The sequence below is a fragment of the Bradyrhizobium guangdongense genome, assembly GCF_004114975.1.
GTDB lineage: Bacteria > Pseudomonadota > Alphaproteobacteria > Rhizobiales > Xanthobacteraceae > Bradyrhizobium > Bradyrhizobium guangdongense.
The window spans coordinates 1,410,766-1,432,591 of record NZ_CP030051.1 but is presented as its reverse complement, the minus strand read 5'-3'; the positions used below and the strand labels follow the sequence as shown (position 1 = coordinate 1,432,591).

Annotated in this window: 21 protein-coding genes and 1 pseudogene; 7 read left to right on the top strand and 15 right to left on the bottom strand. The window is 64.3% G+C overall.

Annotated features, from left to right (window positions below; all coding sequences use genetic code 11):
- The first annotated feature begins 80 nt into the window (after window positions 1–80).
- Window positions 81–1,766 carry an SGNH/GDSL hydrolase family protein gene (locus tag X265_RS06845; RefSeq protein WP_128964119.1) on the top strand — a complete coding sequence of 562 codons (1,686 nt, stop codon included), beginning with the start codon at window positions 81–83 and terminating at the stop codon, window positions 1,764–1,766.
- Window positions 1,767–1,923: 157 nt separating this feature from the next.
- On the opposite strand, the gene X265_RS06840 is transcribed toward X265_RS06845, so the two are convergent.
- Together X265_RS06840 and X265_RS06835 are read right to left on the bottom strand one after the other, a co-directional pair.
- Complete coding sequence (locus X265_RS06840) at window positions 1,924–2,298, bottom strand: CsbD family protein (RefSeq protein ID WP_128964118.1); 375 nt, start codon at window positions 2,296–2,298, stop codon at window positions 1,924–1,926.
- 77 nt (window positions 2,299–2,375) lie between these two features.
- Entirely contained in the window at window positions 2,376–3,113 is a 738-nt protein-coding gene (locus X265_RS06835) for an SDR family NAD(P)-dependent oxidoreductase (protein ID WP_128964117.1), read from the bottom strand.
- Window positions 3,114–3,211: 98 nt separating this feature from the next.
- Here X265_RS06835 and X265_RS06830 point away from each other — a divergent pair, with 98 nt between their 5' ends.
- Both X265_RS06830 and X265_RS06825 read left to right on the top strand, forming a co-directional pair.
- Window positions 3,212–3,991: an SDR family NAD(P)-dependent oxidoreductase gene (locus X265_RS06830; RefSeq protein ID WP_128964116.1), complete on the top strand. Its 780-nt coding sequence runs from the start codon at window positions 3,212–3,214 to the stop codon at window positions 3,989–3,991.
- Window positions 3,992–4,087: 96 nt separating this feature from the next.
- Window positions 4,088–4,975, top strand: coding sequence for a TauD/TfdA dioxygenase family protein (locus X265_RS06825; protein WP_128964115.1), 888 nt, complete (start codon window positions 4,088–4,090; stop codon window positions 4,973–4,975).
- Between the two features lie 138 nt (window positions 4,976–5,113).
- Here the strand turns inward: X265_RS06825 and X265_RS06820 are convergent, their stop codons facing one another.
- The gene (locus X265_RS06820; RefSeq protein WP_128964114.1) at window positions 5,114–5,758 is read right to left on the bottom strand and encodes a YqgE/AlgH family protein; all 645 of its coding nucleotides are present in this window, start codon (window positions 5,756–5,758) and stop codon (window positions 5,114–5,116) included.
- A 142-nt stretch (window positions 5,759–5,900) separates the two neighbouring features.
- Between X265_RS06820 and X265_RS06815 the strand changes: the two genes are divergently transcribed.
- From X265_RS06815 to X265_RS06805, 3 genes are all read left to right on the top strand, one after another.
- Complete coding sequence (locus X265_RS06815; protein WP_128964113.1) at window positions 5,901–6,740, top strand: protein-disulfide reductase DsbD domain-containing protein; 840 nt, start codon at window positions 5,901–5,903, stop codon at window positions 6,738–6,740.
- 321 nt (window positions 6,741–7,061) lie between these two features.
- Window positions 7,062–8,429, top strand: coding sequence for an oligosaccharide flippase family protein (locus X265_RS06810; protein WP_373291577.1), 1,368 nt, complete (start codon window positions 7,062–7,064; stop codon window positions 8,427–8,429).
- A gap of 195 nt (window positions 8,430–8,624) precedes the next feature.
- Window positions 8,625–9,449 (top strand): sulfite exporter TauE/SafE family protein, encoded by an 825-nt coding sequence (locus tag X265_RS06805; protein WP_128964112.1) that lies wholly within the window; start codon window positions 8,625–8,627, stop codon window positions 9,447–9,449.
- Between the two features lie 137 nt (window positions 9,450–9,586).
- On the opposite strand, the gene X265_RS06795 is transcribed toward X265_RS06805, so the two are convergent.
- The 12 genes and pseudogenes from X265_RS06795 to cysG all read right to left on the bottom strand — a co-directional run bounded on the left by X265_RS06795 (window position 9,587) and on the right by cysG (window position 20,775).
- Window positions 9,587–10,375: a 3-hydroxybutyrate dehydrogenase gene (locus tag X265_RS06795; RefSeq protein ID WP_128964110.1), complete on the bottom strand. Its 789-nt coding sequence runs from the start codon at window positions 10,373–10,375 to the stop codon at window positions 9,587–9,589.
- A 1-nt stretch (window position 10,376) separates the two neighbouring features.
- Window positions 10,377–11,552, bottom strand: a complete 1,176-nt coding sequence (locus tag X265_RS06790; RefSeq protein WP_128964109.1) for a DUF3734 domain-containing protein — start codon at window positions 11,550–11,552, stop codon at window positions 10,377–10,379.
- A gap of 78 nt (window positions 11,553–11,630) precedes the next feature.
- Window positions 11,631–12,134 carry a CAP domain-containing protein gene (locus X265_RS06785; RefSeq protein WP_128964108.1) on the bottom strand — a complete coding sequence of 168 codons (504 nt, stop codon included), beginning with the start codon at window positions 12,132–12,134 and terminating at the stop codon, window positions 11,631–11,633.
- Window positions 12,135–12,213: 79 nt separating this feature from the next.
- Window positions 12,214–13,251, bottom strand: a complete 1,038-nt coding sequence (locus X265_RS06780) for a sulfate/molybdate ABC transporter ATP-binding protein (protein ID WP_128964107.1) — start codon at window positions 13,249–13,251, stop codon at window positions 12,214–12,216.
- Window positions 13,241–14,149, bottom strand: a complete 909-nt coding sequence (gene cysW, locus X265_RS06775) for a sulfate ABC transporter permease subunit CysW (RefSeq protein WP_128964106.1) — start codon at window positions 14,147–14,149, stop codon at window positions 13,241–13,243. Before cysW ends, X265_RS06780 begins: the two co-directional genes overlap by 11 nt.
- Before the next feature lie 9 nt (window positions 14,150–14,158).
- Complete coding sequence (gene cysT / locus X265_RS06770; RefSeq protein ID WP_244659254.1) at window positions 14,159–14,944, bottom strand: sulfate ABC transporter permease subunit CysT; 786 nt, start codon at window positions 14,942–14,944, stop codon at window positions 14,159–14,161.
- 87 nt (window positions 14,945–15,031) lie between these two features.
- Window positions 15,032–16,033: pseudogene (locus tag X265_RS06765) on the bottom strand (sulfate ABC transporter substrate-binding protein).
- 112 nt (window positions 16,034–16,145) lie between these two features.
- Window positions 16,146–16,871, bottom strand: a complete 726-nt coding sequence (locus X265_RS06760; RefSeq protein WP_128964104.1) for a phosphoadenylyl-sulfate reductase — start codon at window positions 16,869–16,871, stop codon at window positions 16,146–16,148.
- Window positions 16,868–17,383 (bottom strand): DUF934 domain-containing protein, encoded by a 516-nt coding sequence (locus tag X265_RS06755; RefSeq protein ID WP_128964103.1) that lies wholly within the window; start codon window positions 17,381–17,383, stop codon window positions 16,868–16,870. Before X265_RS06755 ends, X265_RS06760 begins: the two co-directional genes overlap by 4 nt.
- On the bottom strand, window positions 17,370–19,025 hold the full coding sequence (locus X265_RS06750) for a nitrite/sulfite reductase (RefSeq protein WP_128964102.1): 1,656 nt from the start codon (window positions 19,023–19,025) through the stop codon (window positions 17,370–17,372). The genes X265_RS06755 and X265_RS06750 overlap by 14 nt, the downstream gene beginning before the upstream one ends.
- Before the next feature lie 11 nt (window positions 19,026–19,036).
- The gene (locus X265_RS06745; RefSeq protein WP_128964101.1) at window positions 19,037–19,354 is read right to left on the bottom strand and encodes a DUF2849 domain-containing protein; all 318 of its coding nucleotides are present in this window, start codon (window positions 19,352–19,354) and stop codon (window positions 19,037–19,039) included.
- Window positions 19,351–20,775, bottom strand: coding sequence for a siroheme synthase CysG (cysG, locus tag X265_RS06740; RefSeq protein WP_128964100.1), 1,425 nt, complete (start codon window positions 20,773–20,775; stop codon window positions 19,351–19,353). Before cysG ends, X265_RS06745 begins: the two co-directional genes overlap by 4 nt.
- Before the next feature lie 244 nt (window positions 20,776–21,019).
- Here cysG and cysD point away from each other — a divergent pair, with 244 nt between their 5' ends.
- Complete coding sequence (cysD, locus tag X265_RS06735; protein WP_092293395.1) at window positions 21,020–21,814, top strand: sulfate adenylyltransferase subunit CysD; 795 nt, start codon at window positions 21,020–21,022, stop codon at window positions 21,812–21,814.
- Window positions 21,815–21,826 lie beyond the last annotated feature (12 nt).

Below are 21,826 nucleotides of genomic sequence, written 5' to 3'. Positions count from 1 at the left end.
AGAGAATTTGCCCGTTTGGCGCCCGATTCCGTTATTATAGCGAGCCAATTCCAGACCCGTTGCGCGCCGCCCGAGATCGCATGTCGAAGCCAAAATCCTTTTTCAAGGCGCTGACCGAGACCGGCCCGCTGATCGCGCTGGGAACGGCGCTTGCGATCCTGGTCTCGATCGCGGGACCGGCCTCGGCGCAGTTCTTCAACTTCCCCGGCTTCGGCGGTCCGCCGCAACGCGCGGCCCCGCCGCCGCGACACGGCGGTGGCTGGTTCGGCGGCGATTTCTTCGCGCCATTCCAGCAACAGCAGCCGCAGGCCCCGCGCCAGGATTTTTCGCGCGCGCCCGCGCCCGCCAAGCGCGACACCGTCCCTGAAAAGAACGTGCTGGTGATCGGCGACGCCATGGCCGACTGGCTCGCCTATGGCCTGGAAGACGCCTACACCGAACAGCCCGACATGGGTGTGATCCGCAAGCACCGGACCACCTCAGGCCTGATCAAGTACCAGCCGAAGGGTGAGCCCTCCGATTGGGCGGCGGCCGCGAAGGGCATTTTGGAGACCGAGAAGCCCGACGTCATCGTCGTCATGCTCGGCCTCAACGACCGCATCGCGATCCGCGAACCCGTTGCCGAGAAGCCCGCTGACAAGGACAAGAAGAACGACAAGGGCGCGCACGCCAAGCCGCAAGGAAAGCCCGGCGAGGCCAAGCCCGACGCCGCCGCCAAGCCGGAGGACAAGCCTGTCGATACCGACCTGCCGCAGGATGACGCCGACAACGCCGATACGCCCGCGACGACGCCCGAGAAGGCCACGCGCAATCCGAATGGCCTTTACGAATTCCGCGACGACCGCTGGGTCGAGCTCTACGGCAAGAAGATCGAGGAGCTCGCGGGTGTGCTGAAAGCCAAGGGCGTGCCCGTGCTCTGGGTCGGCCTGCCGGCAATCCGCGGTCAGAAGGGCACCGCGGACATGCTGTTCCTGGATTCGCTCTATCGCGAAGGCGCCGCCAAGGCCGGCATCACCTATGTCGACGTCTGGGACGGCTTTGTCGACGAGGCCGGCCGCTTCCTGCAGAAGGGACCTGACTTCGAGGGCCAGATCCGCCAGCTCCGCAGCGCTGACGGCGTCTACTTCACCAAGCCGGGCGCACGAAAACTCGCCCATTATGTCGAGCGCGAGATCACGCGCCTGCTGGCCGGACGCTCCGGTCCGATCGCGCTGCCGAGCGAACCGGCGACGCCCGACATCAGCGCCGAGCCCGGCAAGCCTGCGCCGCGGCCGCTCGCCGGCCCGATCGTGCCGCTGGTCGCGGCCTCGATCTCGACCGATCAATTGCTGGGCGGACCGGGCACGCGCCCCGCCCCCGTCGATGCCCTCGCCGCCAAAACGCTGGTGAAGGGCGAGCCGCTGGCGGCGCCCGCCGGCCGGGCTGACGATTATGCCTGGCCGCGCCGCGAAGTCGGCCGTGAACAGGCCAAGGGCGATACGCCTGTTGCGGCGACGACGCCTGAGGGTGGTGTTGCGGCTCCCGGCGCGCCGGGCACGCCGGGTGCCGGCGCCGCGATCGCACCGCCCAAGCCGCTCGCGCCGAAGAAGCCTGCATCACAGCAGCAGCCGGCGCAGGCGACGCCGTCCTTGCGCGACTTCTTCGGCTTCGGCTCGCCGCAGCCGGCGCCGCGTCAATTCACGCCGGCGCCGCGCAACCCGAACCCGGGTCCCGCGGTCCCGCGTCCGCCGGGCAACGTCGGGCGGGCGGCGGAAGTGGTGCGGTAGACGATCGCGTGTTCCGGACGCGGCGCAGCACCTCTTGGTGATGCGACGCAGAGCCGGAACAGCTTCTTTCAATATCAACAGAGAATGGGCTCCGGCTCAGCGCAGCAGCGCTCTAGCGCTGCAGCGCGTCCGGGGCACGAGAACGCGTGCTGATCGTTCAGCCGTAATAGCGCCAGCGCGGCGGCGGACGGCGCGCGGGGCGCGACATCAGAAGCGCGAGCGCAAAGCCGATGCCGCCGGCGACCAGCAGCGCGCCGAGCGGATTGTCCTGCACCTTCTGCGCGATCGCCTTGGAGCCATCGCGGAAGGTATCGCCGCTGTTCTCATAGGCGTCCTTGGCGTAGCTCGTCGCAGTGTCGGCTGCGTCACGCACCGCATCCTTGGCCTGGCCGTACAGATTCTGCACGGTGCCTGCGGCTTCCCGCGCCTTGCCCGACGCCTGCGTCTTGGCATCGCCTGCCATGTCTCCGACAGCGCCTTCCGCGCGTCCTGCGAATTCCTTGGCCGATCCCACAATCCGATCCGTATCCATGATGCTCCTCCTCGGGGTCTGCCCAAGTAACCGATCAGGAGGAGCGCAGTTCCATGCGATGACGAAAGTGTCGTCCCCTACAGGATGAGCCCGCCATCGACGACGAGCGTCTGACCGATGATGTAGGACGACAGCGGCGAAGCCAGGAACAGTGCCGCGCCCGCCATGTCGGCCGGCGTGCCCAACCGCCGCAGCGGAATGCGCGACAACGCGCCTTCGAGCCGCTTGGGATTGTCGGTCGTCACCTTCGTCATCTTGGTGTCGACGAGGCCGGGCGCGATGCCGTTGACGCGGATGCCGTCTTCTGCCCAGGCCTCGCCCAGCGTCCGCGTCAATCCGACGGCGCCGGTCTTCGAGGCATTGTAGGCCGGATTGCCCATGGTCGAGTGATAGGCCGCGGTCGAGGACACCATGATCAGCGCGCCCTTCGAATCCCGCAACATGGCATGAAACCGCGTCGCGCACGCCATCAGGCTCATGAGATTGACCTCGACGACCTTACGGAAGCCGGCCATCTCAAACTCGCCGCGGCGATAGATCACGGCGCCCTGCGCGAGCACCAGAATGTCGAGGTTCTCGAAGGACGGCTTGAACGCCTCGATCGCGCCGGGGCTGCTGACGTCGAGCTGCGCGTAGGCAAGACCGCTGAGATCGGAGCCCTCCTCCGCCTGATATTCCGCCGCACGAGCACGCGTGCCGCACACCGCGACGCTGGCGCCTCTGGCACGAAAGGCTTGCGCAATGCCGTTGCCGATGCCGCTGGAACCTCCGACGACCAGAACCTGCTTGCCCGTGAAATCCAGCTCGTTCGCCATCGCGGCCTCCCCTTTTGTTTTGCTTGCTTGACCTGTCTGCGGATCGACGCCAGCCTTGTCCATCTCATCACAAGAAACAAGAGACCCGAGGAAACAGCATGTCCGAGTTCAAAGAGCTCAGCCGCTCCGTCAAGGGCCTGACCGTTCTCGTCACCGGCGCCGCCAGCGGCATGGGCCGCGCGACCGCGCGCGTGTTCGGAGGCGAAGGCGCCAACGTCGCCGTGACCGATCATGACGAGCAAGGCGCGCAGGCCGTCGCGAAGGAAATCGCGGCCAGCGGCGGCTCGGGCAAGGCTTGGAAGCTCGACGTTGCCGACGGCGGCGAGATCAAACGCGTGGTCGGCGACGTCGCGGCGCATTTCGGCGGGCTTGATATCGTGGTCAACAATGCCGGCATCTCCGTGCGCGTCGCGATCGACGACGAGGCTTACGAAGATGCCTGGGCCAAAGGCATCGCGGTGATGCTGACGGCTCACCCGCGCATCATCCGTGCGGCGCTGCCATACCTGCGCAAATCGAAGTCCCCTCGCATCGTCAATATCGCCTCGACCGAGGCGCTCGGCGCCACCGCGTTGCACAGCCCGTATTCTGCAGCGAAAGGCGGTGTAGCGAGCCTGACGCGATCGCTCGCAGTCGAGCTCGGCCGCGAGGGCATCACCGTCAACTGCATCTGTCCCGGTCCGATCCGAACCGCCATCACCGAGCGCATCTCGGAAGAGCACAAGACCATCTACGCCAAGCGCCGCACCGCGCTTCTGCGCTACGGCGACCCCGAGGAGGTCGCGCATATGACGCTGAGCCTGTGCCTGCCGGCGGCGTCCTTCCTCACCGGCGCCGTGATCCCGGTCGATGGCGGGTTGATGGCGCGCAACGCGTAAGAGCCATGCGCGGGGAGCGTTGACAACGCCAGACGCGGGAGTAGCTTTTTCGTCAATAGAGCGGGCCAACCGCTCGCGGTTCGCGGGAGAGACGCCATGACGATCGCCATCCGGCAGCTTCACAAGCATTTTGTCGGCGAGGTTTCCGGCCTCGACCTGCGCAAGCCGCTCACACCGGATGAAGCCCGCGAGATCGAGTCCGCCATGGACAGATACGCGGTGCTGGTCTTCCACGACCAGGACATCACCGACGAGCAGCAGATGGACTTTGCGCTGAATTTTGGCCAGCGCGAGGATGCGCGTGGCGGCACGGTGACGAAGCAAAAGGACTACCGGCTCCAGTCCGGCCTCAACGACGTCTCCAATCTCGGCAAGGACGGCAAGCCGCTGGCGAAAGACAGCCGCACGCATCTGTTCAATCTCGGCAACTGCCTGTGGCATTCCGACAGCTCGTTCCGCCCCATCCCGGCGAAATTCTCATTGCTGTCGGCGCGCGTGGTGAATCCGAAGGGCGGCAACACCGAGTTCGCCGACATGCGCGCCGCCTACGACGCGCTCGACGACGAGACCAAGGCCGAGATCGACGACCTCGTCTGCGAACATTCGCTGATGTATTCGCGGGGATCGCTCGGCTTCACCGAATATACCGACGAAGAAAAGGCCATGTTCAAGCCCGTGCTGCAGCGGCTGGTGCGCACGCATCCCGTGCATCACCGCAAGTCGCTGTACCTCTCATCCCATGCCGGCAAGGTCGTCGGCATGAGCGTCCCGGAAGGACGGCTGTTGCTGCGCGACCTCACCGAGCACGCGACGCAAGCAGAGTTCGTCTACGTTCATAAATGGAAGCTGCATGATCTCGTGATGTGGGACAACCGTCAGACCATGCACCGCGTCCGCCGCTACGACCAATCGCAGCCCCGCGACATGCGGCGCGCGACGGTCGCGGGAACCGAGCCGACGGTGCAGCAGCAGGCGGCGGAGTAGAACCGACGGCCTCAACAAATTCCGTCAGTGCGAGCGAAGCGAAGCAATCCAGAATCTTTCAACGGAAACAGCCTGGATTGCTTCGTCGCAAGAGCTCTCGCAATGACGGCGGTGAGAGCCACGCGATGCCATCACCGACTACGCGTGCCCGGCCTCGTTCGACAGCATTCCGGGATCGATGCCGATCTTGCGCAGGGCGCGGCTGTATTTCTCATCGACGTCGTCGCCGAAGATCAGGTCCGCATCCGCATCGCAATGCAGCCAGCCATTGCTCTGGATCTCGGTCTCGAGCTGGCCCGGCGCCCAGCCTGCGTAGCCGAGCGCGAGGATGGCGTGCTTGGGCCCCGAGCCATTGGCGATTGCGCGCAGGATGTCGACAGTCGCGGTAAGGCAGACACCGTCGTCGATCCGCAGTGTGGCATGCTCGATATAGAAGTCGCTGGAATGCAGTACGAAGCCGCGACCGGTGTCGACCGGACCACCGGCCAGCACCTTCATGCTTTCGGCATTTTCCGGCAGCTTGATATGCTCGCCCTTCTTGATGATGCCGAGCTGCTCCAGCAGCTCCGGGAAGTCGATGCTGCCGGCGGGATGGTTGACGATAATGCCCATCGCGCCCTCGGCGGAATGGGCACAGAGGTAGATCACCGACCGCTCGAAGCGCGAGTCGCCCATCACGGGCATCGCGATCAGGAGCCGTCCGTCGAGATAACCGGCCGAGCTGGGAAGCGCGGGACCCGCACTGCGGGTGCTTTCGCCCGTCCGTTTGCCTGTGGAAGCCATCGGTGAAGCACTCCGGTTTCAATTCCTATCCTGATGTCGGGCCGGGCCGCTGTCAAATCAAGGCTTGCCGCGACATGATTCGGGTACATCCATCACAAGCAATTCAATGGTTTGCTTTGGGATGACCCTGTAAAGACGTACCATGCTGACAAGAGTTCCCCTGCATGCGGCGATTGCTGTCGCGACAACTGTGCTTGCGTCATCGCTGGCGACGGTAGCCCATGCCGACGATGCATCGCCGTGGCAGCGCGACGGCCATTCCGCGGTGCGGCTGTTGGCGGGATCGCGCAGCGGCGCAGTGCTGCTCGGCGGTATCGCGTTCCAGATCCAGCCCGGCTGGAAAACCTACTGGCGCATGCCGGGCGATTCCGGTGTTCCACCGCGGTTCGACTTCTCGAAGTCCGACAATGTCGAAGCGGTGACCGTCATGTGGCCGGCACCGCAAAAGTTCGACGATGGCGCAGGCGGCCACTCGATCGGCTATCACGACCAGATCGTGCTGCCCTTGCGCATCGTCGCCAAGGCGGCGGACAAGCCCGTGACGTTGCGCGCCGAGATCAATTACGCGGTGTGCGAGAAGCTCTGCGTTCCCGTCGCGGCCGAAGTCGAGCTCGGCTTCAACAATGTCGCCTCGACGGAAGATGCCAATCTGCGCGCGGCACTCGACACCGTGCCGAAGCCGGCCAATATCGGCGATCCCAATCCCCTGACCATCCGCGACGTCAAGCTCGACGGGCCCAAGAACGTCGTGGTCGACGTCGTCGCGCCGGAGAGCAGCAAGGTCGATCTGTTCGTGGAAGGGCCGACGCCCGAATGGTCGCTGCCGATCCCCGACAAGGTCGAGCACAGCCCGCCCGGCGTGAAGCGGTTTTCGTTCGAGCTCGACGGATTGCCGCCCGGCGCCAAGCCTGACGGCGCAGCGCTGAAGTTCACGCTGGTCGGGCCGGAAAAATCCTACGAGTTCAATACGAACTTGGAGTAAGCCCGCGGGGGCGTCCCGGCGGTAGTCACGACGCGGCGCGTGAGTTGCCCTGCCGGCGCTTATATTCCGCTGTCGTCTCCGGGGCGCGCGGAGCGCGAACCCGGGACCCATGACCACAGGGAGTGGTTTGGCCGAAGACTCGGAGTTACCAGCTCGCGCAACAATCTCTCCCTGTGGTTATGGGTCCCCGCCTTCGCGGGGACGACGCCAAGGATGTGGCAACAGCACGTCCGCCCAACCGAATCTTAACGAATGGTTGCTAGTCCCAAGGACTACCGCATCAAGCCTGCCGCAACATGCGGCACGCCTGGGGATCTCGATTTGGCCGTGATGGATGCAGAACCTGCAACGACCGGACCGGCGGGGCTGATCGCGCGGCTGCGCGCCAAGCTGACCGGCGGCTCGAGCGAAGCGTCGCTGACGCGGCGGCTGGCCGGCACCATCTTCCTCATCCGCGTCATCAGTGCGGGCCTCGCCTATGTCTCGCAGGTGCTGCTCGCGCGCTGGATGGGCACGTCGGACTACGGCATCTACGTCTATGTCTGGACGTGGGTGCTGCTGCTCGGCAGCATGCTGGACTTCGGCATCTCGGCTTCCGCGCAAAAGATCATTCCGGAATATCGCGCCAGCGGCGACCACGCGCTGCTGCGCGGCTTTCTCTCCGGTAGCCGCTGGCTGACCTTTGCCGTCTCGACGCTGATATCGCTGGCGCTTGCCGGCCTCGTCAGACTGCTGTCGCCCTGGATCGATCCGGCCGAGGAGCTGCCGCTCTATATCGGCTGCATGACGCTGCCGGCCTTCGTCGTCGCCAACACCCAGGACGGCATCGCGCGCTCGCATGACTGGATGCAGCTCGGCCTCATGCCGCAATTCATCATCCGCCAGGCGCTGATCATCGGCATCACGGCCATCGCCTTCCTGCTCGGCTTTCATCTCGGCGCCGTCGCGGCGATGGTCGCGAGCCTCGGTGCGGTCTGGATCGCAATGACCGGGCAGATGGTGGTGCTGAACCGCAAGCTCGCCGAGCACATCACACCCGGCCCCAGAGCCTATGACGTCAGCGGCTGGCTCGCCGTCTCGCTGCCGATCCTGCTGGTCGAAAGCTTCTACCTGCTGCTGTCCTACACCGACGTGCTGGTGCTGCAGCAATTCCGCCCCTCCGACGAGGTCGGCGTCTACTTTGCCGTGGTGAAGACGCTGGCGCTGGTGTCGTTCATTCACTACGCGATGTCGGCGACGACGGCGCACCGCTTTGCCGAATACAATGCCAGCGGCGACAAGGCGCGGCTGTCGGCCTATGTCGCGCACGCGATCGTCTGGACGTTCTGGCCGTCTCTCGCCGCCACCGCCGTGCTGCTCGCACTCGGCAAGCCGTTGCTGTGGCTGTTCGGGCCGCAATTCGTTGTCGGCTACGATATCATGTTCATCGCCGCGATCGGTCTTGTGGTGCGCGCCGCGATCGGCCCGGTCGAGCGGCTGCTCAACATGCTCGGCCAGCAGAAGATCTGCGCATTGGCCTATGCGCTGGCGTTCGTGCTGAACGTGCTGCTGTGCGTGGCACTGGTACCACGCTTCGGCGGTCATGGCGCCGCGGCAGCGACCTCGATCTCGCTCACCTTCGAGACGGTGCTGCTGTTCTGGATCGTGCGACAGCGTCTGGGGCTGCACGTCCTGGCGTTTGGTAAATAGGAATTACACATCCGGTAGCGCCCCTCGCCCCGGGGAACGACTGTTTCGCAACGAGCCCGCGAACAAGGCGAAACACCTCTCTACCTGCAATGGACAGCGAAAATTTTCTTATTCCGTCCAAGAGGTTGCATCGCAGGGAAAGTTTATCCTACGTCGTATTGCTCAATCGACGAGATCAACTTAGATTCTGCTGATATGATCGATCCACTGTACGTCGCCTCGGGATTTGCCGTCGGCCTGCTTGTCGGGATGACCGGCGTCGGAGGTGGCTCGTTGATGACGCCGCTGCTGATCCTGCTGTTCGGCGTCCATCCCTCGACCGCAGTCGGAACCGACCTGCTCTATGCCGCCGCCACCAAGACCGGCGGCAGTATCGTGCATGGCTGGTCGCGCAGCGTGCACTGGCCGGCGGTGCTGCGGCTTGCCTGCGGCAGCATTCCGGCGAGCGCGCTGACGCTGCTCGTGTTGTGGAAGCTCGACCTGAAGAGTGATGCCGAGCGCAACCTCGTCAACATCGTGCTTTGCTTCGCATTGCTGCTGACTGCCACGTCGCTGATCTTCCGCAAATCGATCATGGAGCGCTATCGTCGCCGCCTCGAGCAAATCGACGGGCGCACCACGGCTGTGGCAACCGTCATCACCGGCGTCGTACTCGGCGTGCTGGTCTCGATCTCCTCCGTCGGCGCCGGCGCGGTCGGCGTGACCGTGCTGCTGATGCTCTACCCGCGCCTCCCGGTGGCGACGATCGTCGGCTCGGACATCGCACATGCCGTGCCGCTCACCCTGGTCGCCGGGATCGGACATTGGGCGCTCGGCGATGTCGACTGGGGCCTTATGGGTGTGCTCTTGATGGGCTCGCTGCCCGGTATCATCGTGGGCAGCTACAGCGCGACACGCGTGCCCGAAATGGTGCTGCGCCTGACACTGGCCAGCGTCCTCATGCTGGTCGCCGGCAAGATCATGTTCGCGGAATTGAATCTGCAATCCGCGATCGTGACGGCGCTGGCATGGAGTCATTAGGCCTCGAACCGCGCCCCCTCTCGCTGTCATCGCCCGGTTTAACCGGGCGATCCAGTATTCCGAGAAAGTTGTAATTCAATCGACGGGCCGCGGCGTACTGGATGCCCCGCCTCGGCGGGGCATGACAGACAGTGTCGTTACTCCGCGGTCCAGCCGCCGTCGATCGACAAATTGGTGCCGGTGATCTGCGCGGCATCGTCGCTGCACAGGAACAGCGCCAGCGCTGCGACCTGCTCGGACGTCACGAACTCCTTGGTCGGTTGCGCATCGAGCAGCACGTCGTTGATGACCTGCTCGCGGGTGAGATTGCGAGCCTTCATCGTGTCGGGGATCTGCTTCTCGACCAACGGCGTCCAGACGTAGCCGGGGCTGATGCAGTTGCAGGTGATCTTGTGGGTGGCGACTTCCAGCGCCACGGTCTTGGTGAGGCCGGCAATACCGTGCTTGGCCGACACATAGGCCGACTTGAACGGCGAAGCGACCAGCGAGTGCGCCGAAGCGGTGTTGATGATACGGCCCCAGCCCTTCTTCTTCATGCCGGGCACGGCGGCGCGGATGCCATGGAAGGCCGAGGACAGATTGATCGCGATGATCTGGTCCCACTTCTCGACCGGGAATTCCTCGACCGGCGAGACGAACTGGATGCCGGCATTGTTGACGAGAATGTCGACCGAACCGAAGGTCTTTTCGCCGAGCGCGATCATGCCGGCGATCTCGGCGGGCTTGGTCATGTCGGCGGGTGAATAGATCGCCTTCACGCCGAAATCGGACTCGATCTTGGCGCGCTCCTTCTCGATGTCCTCCGGCGAGCCGAAGCCGTTGATGACGACATTGGCACCGGCGCCGGCGAAGGCTCGCGCGTAAGCAAGGCCAATGCCGCTGGTCGAACCTGTCACGACGGCGTTCTTGCCTGAGAGAGTACCCATATTATTCGCTCCTTTTTGCCGGGGGCGCGGTGACGTCCCCCGTGAGATCGTAAGTCACCATGGTCTCGCCGGATTGCGGCCGCTCGAGCCAATCCTTGTGGCGCATCGACAGATGCACGTCGCGCACGCCGCTCTCCCAATGCTCGACCATGGCGACATGCGAGAAGTCGTAATCCTTGGACGAGGATTCGTAATTCTTGCTGCGGTAGATCAGGTGCACGACGGTGACCGTGCTTTCGCGCGCCGCCTTGTTGAGGATCTCGACCGACGGATCGTTCTTCAGATAATCAGGCAGCTTGTCGATCAGCTCGCGCAGCGCCTTGCGCGTGTTGTGCACCTGCTTGTTCTTGTCGGTGTTCATCCGCGTGCGGCTGGAGAACCGGATGTCTTTCTCGCGCTCCGTGGCCTCGAGCAGCGAGGTCGGCAGGTCGCCGCGTGCGCTGAAGAGGTCGACCTGGAAGATCAGGAGATCGCGGTCGAGCTCCGCATCCAGCACGAAGTCGAGCGGCGTGTTGGAGGCGATGCCGCCGTCCCAATAATGTTCGCCGTCGATGACCACGGACGGAAAGCCCGGAGGTAAGGCACCCGAGGCCATGATGTGCTCCGGGCCGATCTTCTTGCCGAGCTTCTTGAACTCGTAATTGTCGAAATATTTGAAATTGCCGGAGGTGACGCCGACCGCGCCGACCGACAGGCGGGTCTTCAGATCGTTGATGCGATCGAAGTCGACCAGCCGCTCCAGCGTCTTCTTCAGCGGCGCGGTGTCGTAATAGCTTTCGGCTTGCTTGCTGCCGGGCGGCCAGAGCGGCGCCGGCGGCACGCGCGGGACGAAGAAGCCCGGCACGCCAAAGGTCGCGATCAGCGCGGCGCTGGTGGAATTGAACAGCTCGCGGCTGTGGTCGCTCTTGCCGATCGGCTTCCACGGCACCGGCGCGGAAACCATTTCCCAGAATTCCTTGAGCCGCTTGACGCGGGTGTGGCCCTCGTTGCCGGCAATGATGGCGGCGTTGACGGCGCCGATCGAGATGCCGGCGACCCATTCGGGCTCGAAATCGAAATGGCACAGCGCCTGATAGGCTCCGGCCTGATAGGACCCGAGCGCACCGCCGCCCTGGAGAACCAGGACGCGCTGCGCCTTTGCGGGGACTGTTGCGACTTCCGGGCTATGATCTGTCATCAGGGACTAATAGCAAAATGCGAGCCACCGTGGCGACAGTCTGCCGCGGCGTCAATGCATCCCGGGATCAAGTCTGGCTTATCGGGGCTCGGTCGACGCCAGGATCATGGTCCAGAACACCTTGTACTTGGTGCCCGGAGCATAGCTTGCGGCGATGCCCAATTTTGTGACACCGCTCTTGAGCATGTTGGCGCGGTGCGGAGGCGAGTCGCGCCAGCCGGAAAATGCTTCCGCCAGCGTATGATAGCCGGCGGAGATGTTCTCGACCGCCACGGTCGCGGGATAGCCGCCGGCATTGAGCCGCTTGCCCAGGGGCGCGCGGACGTCATGGTCCATCTTGTTGGCAGCGGCCATGGCGTTGGACTGGGATTCGGCCAGCCGCATCAATTCGGGGTCGATCTCGACGGAGCCGAGCCCGTTGTTCTGGCGGTATTGCGAGATCATGATCGCGGCGGCCGGCGCATCGAGCTTGGCGCCCGGGACCGACATGTCCGCATACATCGACGGCTGCTGGACCGGCGCTTCGTTCCCGGCGCAGCCGGCAAGAAGCAAAGTGATGAGAATTGCGGCCGCAGCGCGCATACAGGAGCCCCCAAATGAGGGGCCGTTGTTGCATACCAACAATGGCTGAAAGGTGAATTTTGAAGAAGATTTGAGCGGTTTAGGCGCCCGCAAAGATCCGGTAGCGGCGAGGATTTAGCCCGATCGTGTCGCCGGCGCGCAGTTCCCGGTCCCGGGGGGCGTCGATCTCGATGGTCTGGCCACCAGATAACGCGACCTCGGCCCGCTGCACGGGGCCGAAATTGCGGACGTGCTGGACCGCGCCCTCGAAGGCGCCAGAGCCGGGCGGGCCGATCAACATATCATGTCGCCGCACGAACAGCTTTGACGCGCCAGGCGCAAGGCCGTCTGCCGCGAGCCGCAGCGGCCGCTCGCCCAGCCTGACGACGCCGGCTTCGACCTGGACCGGCAGCTCGATGGATTCGCCGATGAAGCCGTGAACGAAGGCCGTCGCCGGAGTCTCGTAGACGTCGTCGGGCGAGCCGATCTGCTCGATCCTGCCCTTGTCCATCACCACGACGCGGTTGGCGACTTCGAGCGCCTCTTCCTGGTCGTGGGTGACGAAGATCGAGGTGACGTTGATCTCGTGATGCAGCGAACGGAGCCATCTGCGCAGCTCTTTGCGCACCTTTGCATCGAGCGCGCCGAACGGCTCGTCGAGCAGGAGGATGCGTGGCTCGATCGCAAGCGCACGCGCGAGCGCGATGCGCTGGCGCTGTCCGCCCGAGAGCTGGTTCGGATAACGGTCGGCGAGCCAGTCGAGCTGCACCAGATCGAGCAGCTCCTTGACCCTGCTGCGGATCGCCGCCTCGTCCTTGCGGACCGCGTGCGGCTGCACGCGCAGGCCAAAGGCGACGTTCTCGAACACGCTCATGTGGCGGAACAGCGCGTAGTGCTGGAACACGAAGCCGACGTGACGCTCGCGCGCGCCCTGCGCCAGCGCATCCTCGCCGTTGATGAAGACCTCGCCCGCGTCGGGCCAATCCAGTCCGGCGACGATCCGCAGCAGCGTGGTCTTGCCCGATCCGGACGGGCCGAGCAGTGCAAGCAACTCGCCGCTTTCGACCTTGAGGTCGACGCCGTCGAGGGCTTTGAAGCTGCCAAAGGTCTTGACGAGATTTTTGACTTCAATGGTCATTGACGTCGTGTCCTTCGTCGAGGTGACGCTCCAGGATTGTCTTGGCGATCAGCGTGATCAGCGCCAGCATGGCGAGCAGCGAGGCGATCGCGAATGCGGCGACGAACTGGTACTCGTCGTAGAGAATCTCGACCAGCAATGGCATCGTATTGGTCTCGCCGCGGATATGGCCGGAGACGACCGAAACCGCGCCGAACTCGCCCATCGCGCGCGCATTGCAGAGCAGGACGCCGTAGAGCACGCCCCATTTGATGTTGGGCAGCGTGACCCGGAAGAAGGTCTGCAGGCCCGAGGCGCCGAGCGAGATCGCGGCTTCCTCCTCCTGGGTGCCCTGCTCCTGCATCAGCGGGATCAGCGCCCGCGCCACGAAGGGGAAGGTCACGAAGGTGGTTGCCAGCGCGATGCCGGGCACCGCGAACAGGATCTGGATGTCATGTTCGCGGAGCCAACTTCCGAAATAACCCTGCGCACCGAACAGCAGCACGAAGACGAGGCCCGAGATCACCGGGCTCACCGACAACGGCAGGTCGATCAGCGTGATCAGGAAGGTCTTGCCGGGAAAATCGAATTTGGCGATGGCCCAGGCGGCCACCAGACCAAACGCCAGATTGAGCGTGACCGAAATCGCAGCGACCAGCAGCGTCAGCCTGATCGCGGCCAGCGCCTCAGGCTCGGCCAGCGCCGCGACATAGGCCACGACGCCTTTGGAAAAGGCCTGCGCGAACACCAGGACCAGCGGCAGCACGACGAAGATCGTGAGAAACGACACTGCGATTGTGATGATGGCGATGCGGACCGCGGCAGGCTCGGTGCGGATGTTCTCCTGCGCGGCCGCTCGGACGCGCGCCTTCGCTCCGGACGTGTCGAGCATGGCCGAATCGGTGATCTGCATCGCCATACTCTCCTCCTACCGTTCCCCATCCCGATGCTGCGCCCAGCGCTGCAGCCGGTTCACGGCGAAGATGATGACGAAGGACACGACGAGCATGACGACCGCAATCGCAGTCGCGTCGGCATAGCGAAATTCGGACAGGCGGATCACGATCAGGAGCGGCGCGATCTCGGAAACATTGGGCAGATTGCCGGCGATGAAAATCACGGAGCCGTATTCGCCGACCGCACGGGCAAAGGCGAGCGCGAGACCGGTGAGCAATGCCGGTGCGAGCGAGGGCAGGATCACGCGTGTGATGGTCTGCCAGCGGCTGGCACCCAGGCTGCCTGCAGCTTCCTCGATCTCGGGATCGAGATCCTGCAGTACCGGTTGCACCGTGCGCACCACGAAGGGAATACCGATGAAGATCATGGCGACGAAGATGCCGAGGGGCGTGAACGCGACCTTGACGCCGAAAGCGGCGAGCGGCGCGCCGAGCCAGCCCTTCTCGGCGAACAGCGCAGTCAGTGCGACCCCGGCAACAGCCGTCGGCAATGCGAACGGCACATCGACGATGGCATCGAAGATCCGCCGGCCGGGAAAACGATAGCGCACCAGTGCCCAGACGATGATGCTGCCCATCACGAGATTGACGCAGGCCGCCGCAAACGCGAGGCCGAAGGAGACGCGCAGCGCATTCAGGGTGCGCCGACTGGAGAGGATGGCCCAGAACTGCTCGGGACTGAGCTCCAGCGATTTCAGGAACAGGCCAGCGAGCGGAATCAGGATGATGACGGACAGCCAGGTCAGCGTCAGTCCCATCGTGAGACCGAAGCCCGGAAGAGTCCGGCGTCGTGCTGCCCTTAGGCTCACCAAGCCCCCCGCTAAAGTCCCTTACGACGCATCAGATCAGTTCTTGTAGATCTGGTCAAAAATACCGCCGTCGGAAAAATGGTCCTTCTGCGCCTTGGTCCAACCGCCAAAGACATCGTCGATCGTGAAGAGTTCGACCTTGGCAAAGGCATTTTCGTACTTCCTGGCGATCTCGGCGTTGCGCGGACGGTAAAAATTGCGCGCGGCGATCTCCTGACCTTCCCTGGTGTACCAATATTGCAAATAGGCATCGGCGGCGTTGCGGGTGCCTTTTCTGTCGGCGACCTTGTCGACGATGGCGACCGGCGGCTCGGCCAGGATCGATTGCGGCGGCGCCACGATCTCGAACTTCTGCGCGCCGAACTCCTTCAGAGCGAGCAACGCCTCGTTCTCCCAGGCGAGCAGAACGTCGCCGACACCCCGCTCGACGAAGGTGACGGTGGCGCCCCTCGCTCCGGTATCGAGCACCGGCACCTGCTGATAGAGCTTGCCGATGAACTCTTTGGCCTTGTCGACTGAGCCGTATTTCTTCTGCGCAAAGCCCCAGGCGGCAAGATAATTCCAGCGCGCGCCGCCCTAGGTCTTCGGGTTCGGGGTGATCACGGCGACGCCGGGCTTGAGCAGGTCGTCCCAATCCTTGATGCCCTTGGGATTGCCCTTGCGCACCAGGAACACGATGGTCGAAGTATAGGGCGAGGAGTTCTGCGGCAGACGCTTCTGCCAATCGGCCGCGGTGAGACCTTTGGCGGCGATCGCGTCGATGTCGTAGGCGAGCGCCAGCGTCACCACGTCGGCCTGCAAGCCGTCGATCACGCTGCGCGCCTGCGATCCGCTGCCGCCATGCGACTGCTTGATCTCGACGCTCTTGCCGGTCTCCTTCTGATAGGCGGTCGCGAACGCCTTGTTGAACTCGACATAGAGCTCGCGCGTAGGGTCGTACGACACGTTCAAAAGATTGACGTCAGCGGCGAGAGCCGAGCTTGCCCAAAGCAGTCCTGCAGCGAGCGGAACGATACGGCGCATCAGGTCCATCTCCATTCACTTCGACGACGCCGATGTCGACGAAGGCATGCAGGTGAAACTCGCGGCGAAATGCTCTCAAGTCAACGGAACCGGATTCTCTTGTTCGCGAGATCGCAGCGCGACCGTACTACGAAATCTTCATCGTGTGGATGCCGCATTCCGTCTTGGCGCGGCCGCGCCAGCGACCCGCGCGCTCATCCTCGCCTTCGGCCGTTCTGCTGGTGCAAGGCATACACCCGACCGAGCGAAAGCCGGACGCCACGAGTGGATGGCGCGGCAATTTGGCGCGGACGAAAATCGCCTCGAGTTCCTCGCGCGAGACATTCGCAAACGGATTGAACTTCAACCGTGCGCCATCATCCTCGACCACGGGAATGTCCGAACGCGCATTGCCCTGAAACCGCTTGCGCCCGTTGAGCCAGGCCGAGAATGGCTTTAGCGCACGCGCCAGCGGTTCGACCTTGCGGATACGGCAGCAGACATCCGGATCGGAAAACCAGAGCTCGCGGTCGGGATCTTCGCGCGACAACGTCTCCTCCGCCGGCTTGATCGAGCGGACGTCCTTCAGGCCCAGCGTCGCGATAAGGGTATCGCGATAGGCCAGCGTCTCCTCGAACAGCCAGCCGGTATCGAGGAAGATCACGGGGATCGCCGGATCAACGTCCGCCATGACCTTGAGCAGCGTCGCCGATTCCGTGCCGAAGGACGACACCAGCGCGAGCTTGTCGCGACCGACCGCCTCCAGCGCGGCAGCGATGACCTCCGCAGGCGAGGCATCGCGCAAGCTCCGATCGAGCTCTGCCGCCGAAGGCTGCGGGGCAGCGGACGAGATCTGGGGGCCGATGGCGTTCACGTGCCGACACCTTCGGAATGACGCAGCTGCATGCGCCGGTGCAGCGCCGTGATGCGGCCGTCGCCGGTCGGCTGGTAGAACACCGAATAGCGTTTTGCGGTCTGCATGAAGGCTTCCGCATCCGCCTGCTTCTTGACCTCGAACGAATCGAACCCGGCGCGCAGCATGAACACGAACTGGTCGCGCAGGATCTGGCCGGTCGCGCGCAGCTCGCCGCGATAGTTGTAACGCTCGCGCAGCAGCCGCGCCTGGCTGTAGGCGCGTCCGTCGCGGAAGGTCGGGAATACCAGCGCGACGGCGGCGACCTTGCCGAGATACGGCACGAGTTCGTCGATGTCGCGGTTGTTAGGCCAGATCACGCCCACCTTGCCGGGGCGCTTGAGCAGCGCATCCGCCTCGGCAATGAAGCGCTCGGCTGGGACCAGGATGTCGCCGCTCTCCGGCAGCGGCGTGTCGACGGCAAGCTTGACGAAGCTGTCGTCGACGATTTTTCCGCCGTTAACGAGTGGCATAGACGCGCTCCTTGAAGGGTTCGACGCCAAGGCGCTTCACGGTGTCCATGAACAGCTCTTCGGGCCGCTCGCGCAGCGCGAGATAGGCTTCCACGACGTCCTCGATGACGTCGGCAACTTCGTCGAACTTGACGCCGGGGCCGATCAGGGTGCCGAGCGCAGCGCCCTCGTCGGCGCGGCCGCCGATGGTGATCTGATAGACCTCTTCGCCGTTCTTCTCGACGCCGAGAATGCCGATGTGGCCGACATGATGATGGCCGCAGGCGTTGATGCAGCCGGAGATGTTGATGTGCAGCCGGCCGATCAGATTGGCGAGCTCGTGGTTGGCGAAGCGCCGCGACAGCTCCTGCGCGATCGGGATCGAGCGCGCATTTGCCAGCGAGCAATAGTCGAGACCCGGGCAGGCGATGATGTCGGTGATCAAATTGACATTGGGCGTCGCCAGCCCGAGCTTGTCGAGCGCCTTCCACAGCGCCGGCAGGTCGCGCTTGGCGACGTGCGGCAGCGCCAAATTCTGCTCGTGGCCGACGCGGATCTCACCGAAGGAATAGATGTCGGCGAGATCGGCCAGCGCATCCATCTGCTCGGCCGTCGCATCGCCCGGCGGCTTGCCGATCGGTTTCAGCGAGATGGTGACGATGGAATAGCCCTGGACTTTGTGCGGGGCCACCGAGTTCTTGCGCCACGCCTCGAAGTCGGGGTCGGCCGCGGCCTGGCGCAGCTCGTCCGGCATGTGCGGCAGCTTCTCGTAAGCCGGATAAGTGAAGCGCGAGCGGATGTCCTCGATCACCTCGTCGTCGATCTGGAGCGAGGAGTTGCGGATGTGCTGCCACTCCTCCTCGACCTCGCGCGAGAATTTCTCGATGCCGAGCTCGTGGACCAGGATCTTGATGCGCGCCTTGTAGATGTTGTCGCGGCGGCCGTACTGGTTATAGACGCGCAGGATCGCTTCGATATAGCTGAGGATATCGCGGCCATGCACGAAGTGCTTGATGGTCTTGGCGATGAACGGCGTGCGGCCGAGGCCGCCGCCGACCAGCACTTCGAAGCCGGTCTCGTTCTTCTCGTTCTTGACCAGCCGCAGGCCTATGTCGTGGATCTTGATCGCGGCGCGGTCGTGGTCCGACGCGGTGATCGCGATCTTGAACTTGCGCGGCAGGAACGAGAATTCCGGATGCAGCGTGGTGTGCTGGCGGATCAGCTCCGACCAGATGCGCGGGTCCTCGATCTCGCGGGGGGCGACGCCGGCCCACTGATCGGAGGTCACGTTGCGCATGTTGTTGCCGGAGGTCTGCATCGCATGGATGCCGACCCTGGCGAGATCGGCCAGCGCGTCCGGCAGCTCGGCGAGCTTGATCCAGTTGAACTGGATGTTCTGCCGAGTCGTGAAATGGCCGTAACCACGATCGTATTTACGTGCGACATGGGCGAGCGCCCGCAGCTGGTTGGTTGCCAGCGTGCCGTACGGGATGGCAACACGGAACATGTAGGCGTGCAACTGCAGATACACGCCGTTCTGGAGGCGCAGGATCTTGAACTCGTCCTCGGTGAGCTCGCCCGAGAGACGGCGCTTCACCTGGTCGCGGAACTCCGAGACGCGCTCGTTGACGAGCGTGCGGTCGATTTCGTCGTAAGCGTACATAAGCGAATGCCTTAAAGCTGGGCCGGCTGTCCGATGGTCACGCCGGTGCGGCGGATCTGTTCGCGCAGATTGCCGGGCTCGATCTTGCCGTCGTCGCCGACCTGCACCGGCGCGATATAGGGACCGATGGCGCCGACGTCATCGGCGACCGATTCCGCGAGCAACGCCTTGGCTTCGTCGGAGTTGCGCACGATGGCGGCTTCCGAGAGGTCCGCGGACCAGCTCTTGGCGGCGGTGCGATACACCACGATGCCGTCCCAGGTGCGGTTGGCGGTCACCACCGAGGGGCCGGCGATCTTGATCTTCTTCTGTTCGAGCGGAGAGGTCATTCGGCTGCATCCAATAGGTCAGAGATGATTTGGTTGGGTGTTTGACGGCGAAGCGTACCGGCATGCCGGACCACGTCGCCGATGATGAGAATGGCGGGACCGCCATCGATCCGCCGCACGAGCTCGGGTAGGTCGCGCAGCGTACCGATCGCGCTCTGCGCATCGGGCCGCGTGACGCGGGCGAACACGCCGACCGGCGTTTCCGGGGATCGGCCGGCCGCGAACAGGCCGGCGCGCACGGCCGGCGCCGCGGTCATGCCCATGTAAACGACGACGGTCATCCTGGTGTCGGTCAGGGTCGACCAATCCACCGCTTCCGCATCGCGTGCCTTGTGCGCGGTGAGGAAGGTGATGCGGGTCGCTTCGTGACGATAGGTGAGCGGCACCTCGAAATCGGCGGCGCCGCCGAGTCCTGCGGTAATGCCTGGAATGACCGAATAGGCGATCCCGGCCGCCCGCAGCGCTTCGACCTCTTCGCCGCCGCGGCCGAACACGAAGGGATCGCCGCCCTTCAGCCGCACCACGCGCTGGCCCGATCGCGCGGCCTCGATCATGCGTTTGTTGATGGCATCCTGGCCTATGCCGGGCTTGCCGACACGCCGGCCGACCGCAACGCGTGTGGTATCGCGGCGGATGCGGTCGAGAATCTCAGGCGAGACCAGCTCATCGTGAAAGACGATGTCGGCGTCCTGCACAGCGCGTAGCGCCTTGATGGTGAGAAGGTCGGGATCGCCGGGTCCGGCACCGACCAGCGCCACCGAGCCTTCCGGCTTGTCGGCGCGCGCGAACGCGGACGGATCGGAGATCGCCTTGAGCGATGCATCCGCTTCGGCCTTGCGACCGGCGAGCACGGCGGCGCCGATCGGGCCGTCGATGACGCGCTCCCAGAAGCGGCGGCGCAGCGGAAACTCGGCGATGCGCTCGTTGATGGATTTGCGGAAGCTGCCGATGAACTCGGCGAGTTCGCCAATGCGCGCCGGCAGCAGCGCCTCGATCTTCTCGCGCACGCGCCGCGCCACCACCGGCGATGTGCCACCCGTGCCGACCGCGACCACCACATCGCCGCGGTCGACGATAGCCGGAAAGATGAAGCTGGAATGTTCGAGATCGTCCATGACGTTGACGGGCAGACCGAGCGACTTCGCCCGCGCCGACATGGCAACGCCGACGTCGCCCGCTCCCGCACAGACGATGGCAATGACGCCGGAGAGATCAGCGGTCAGCGGATCACAGGTCGCGATCTCGACACGCGCGATGTCCTCGGCGCTGAGGCCCAGTTCATGATCGCCGTCGATCGCATGCACGCGAACGCGCGCCCCGGCCGCCGCGAGCACACGCAATTTTGCGCGCAACAGCTCACCCGCGCCGATGAGGACCACCGGACCGGCCTTGAGATCGAGAAACACCGGCAGGAACCGCATGCGATACTCGCTTCCCCCAATTCGGGGTTGACTGGAATTATTTTCTATATATGTGTCGTTTCGAGCGCGCAAAGAGAAAATTTTTTCTTCTCTTCGGCACTGCAACTATAGAATTTTCGCCTCCAAACGCAAAGTGGCAGAGATGCATCTTCTCAAGGACGATTCCGCGGACATCGGAGTGAGCAGCCCGGCCTTCATCGGACGCTCGGGCTCGCAAGAATTTTCCGCCGACGTTGCGCCCAGCATGGACCATCTCGACCAGCTCGAGGCGCAGAGCATCTACATCTTCCGTGAGGCCTTTGCCCGGTTGAAGAAGATCGCCCTGTTGTGGTCGCTCGGCAAGGACTCCAACGTCATGATCTGGCTGGCGCGCAAGGCGTTCTTCGGCCGCATGCCGTTCCCGGCCCTCCATGTCGACACCGGCAAGAAGTTTCCGGAGATGTACCGCTTCCGCGATCATTACGGAAAGGAATGGGATCTCGACCTGCGCGTCGAGCCCTGCCCGCCCATCGACGCCGTCGACCCGACGCTGCCGCCGGCCGCCCGTTCCGCAGCGCGCAAGACCGAAGGCCTGAAGATGGCGCTGGCCAAATACGGCTTCGACGGCCTGATCGCCGGCATCCGCCGCGACGAGGAAGCAACCCGCGCCAAGGAGCGCGTGTTCTCGCCGCGCGGCCTCGAAGGCAATTGGGACGTGCGCGACCAGCCGCCGGAGTTCTGGGATCATTTCAACGCCTCGCCGCCGCAAGGCGCGCATTTGCGCATCCATCCGATCCTGCATTGGACCGAGGCCGATATCTGGGCCTACACCAAGCGCGAGAACATCCCGATCATCCCGCTGTATCTCGCCAAGAACGGCAAGCGCTACCGCTCGCTGGGTGATCAGGACATCACCAATCCCGTGAACTCGAATGCGTCGACGATCGACGAGATCCTGATCGAGCTCGAGCAGACCAAGGTGCCGGAGCGCGCCGGCCGTGCGCTCGACCACGAGACCGAAGACGCTTTCGAGCGCCTGCGCGTCGCCGGCTATCTCTGATCCCTGAAGGAC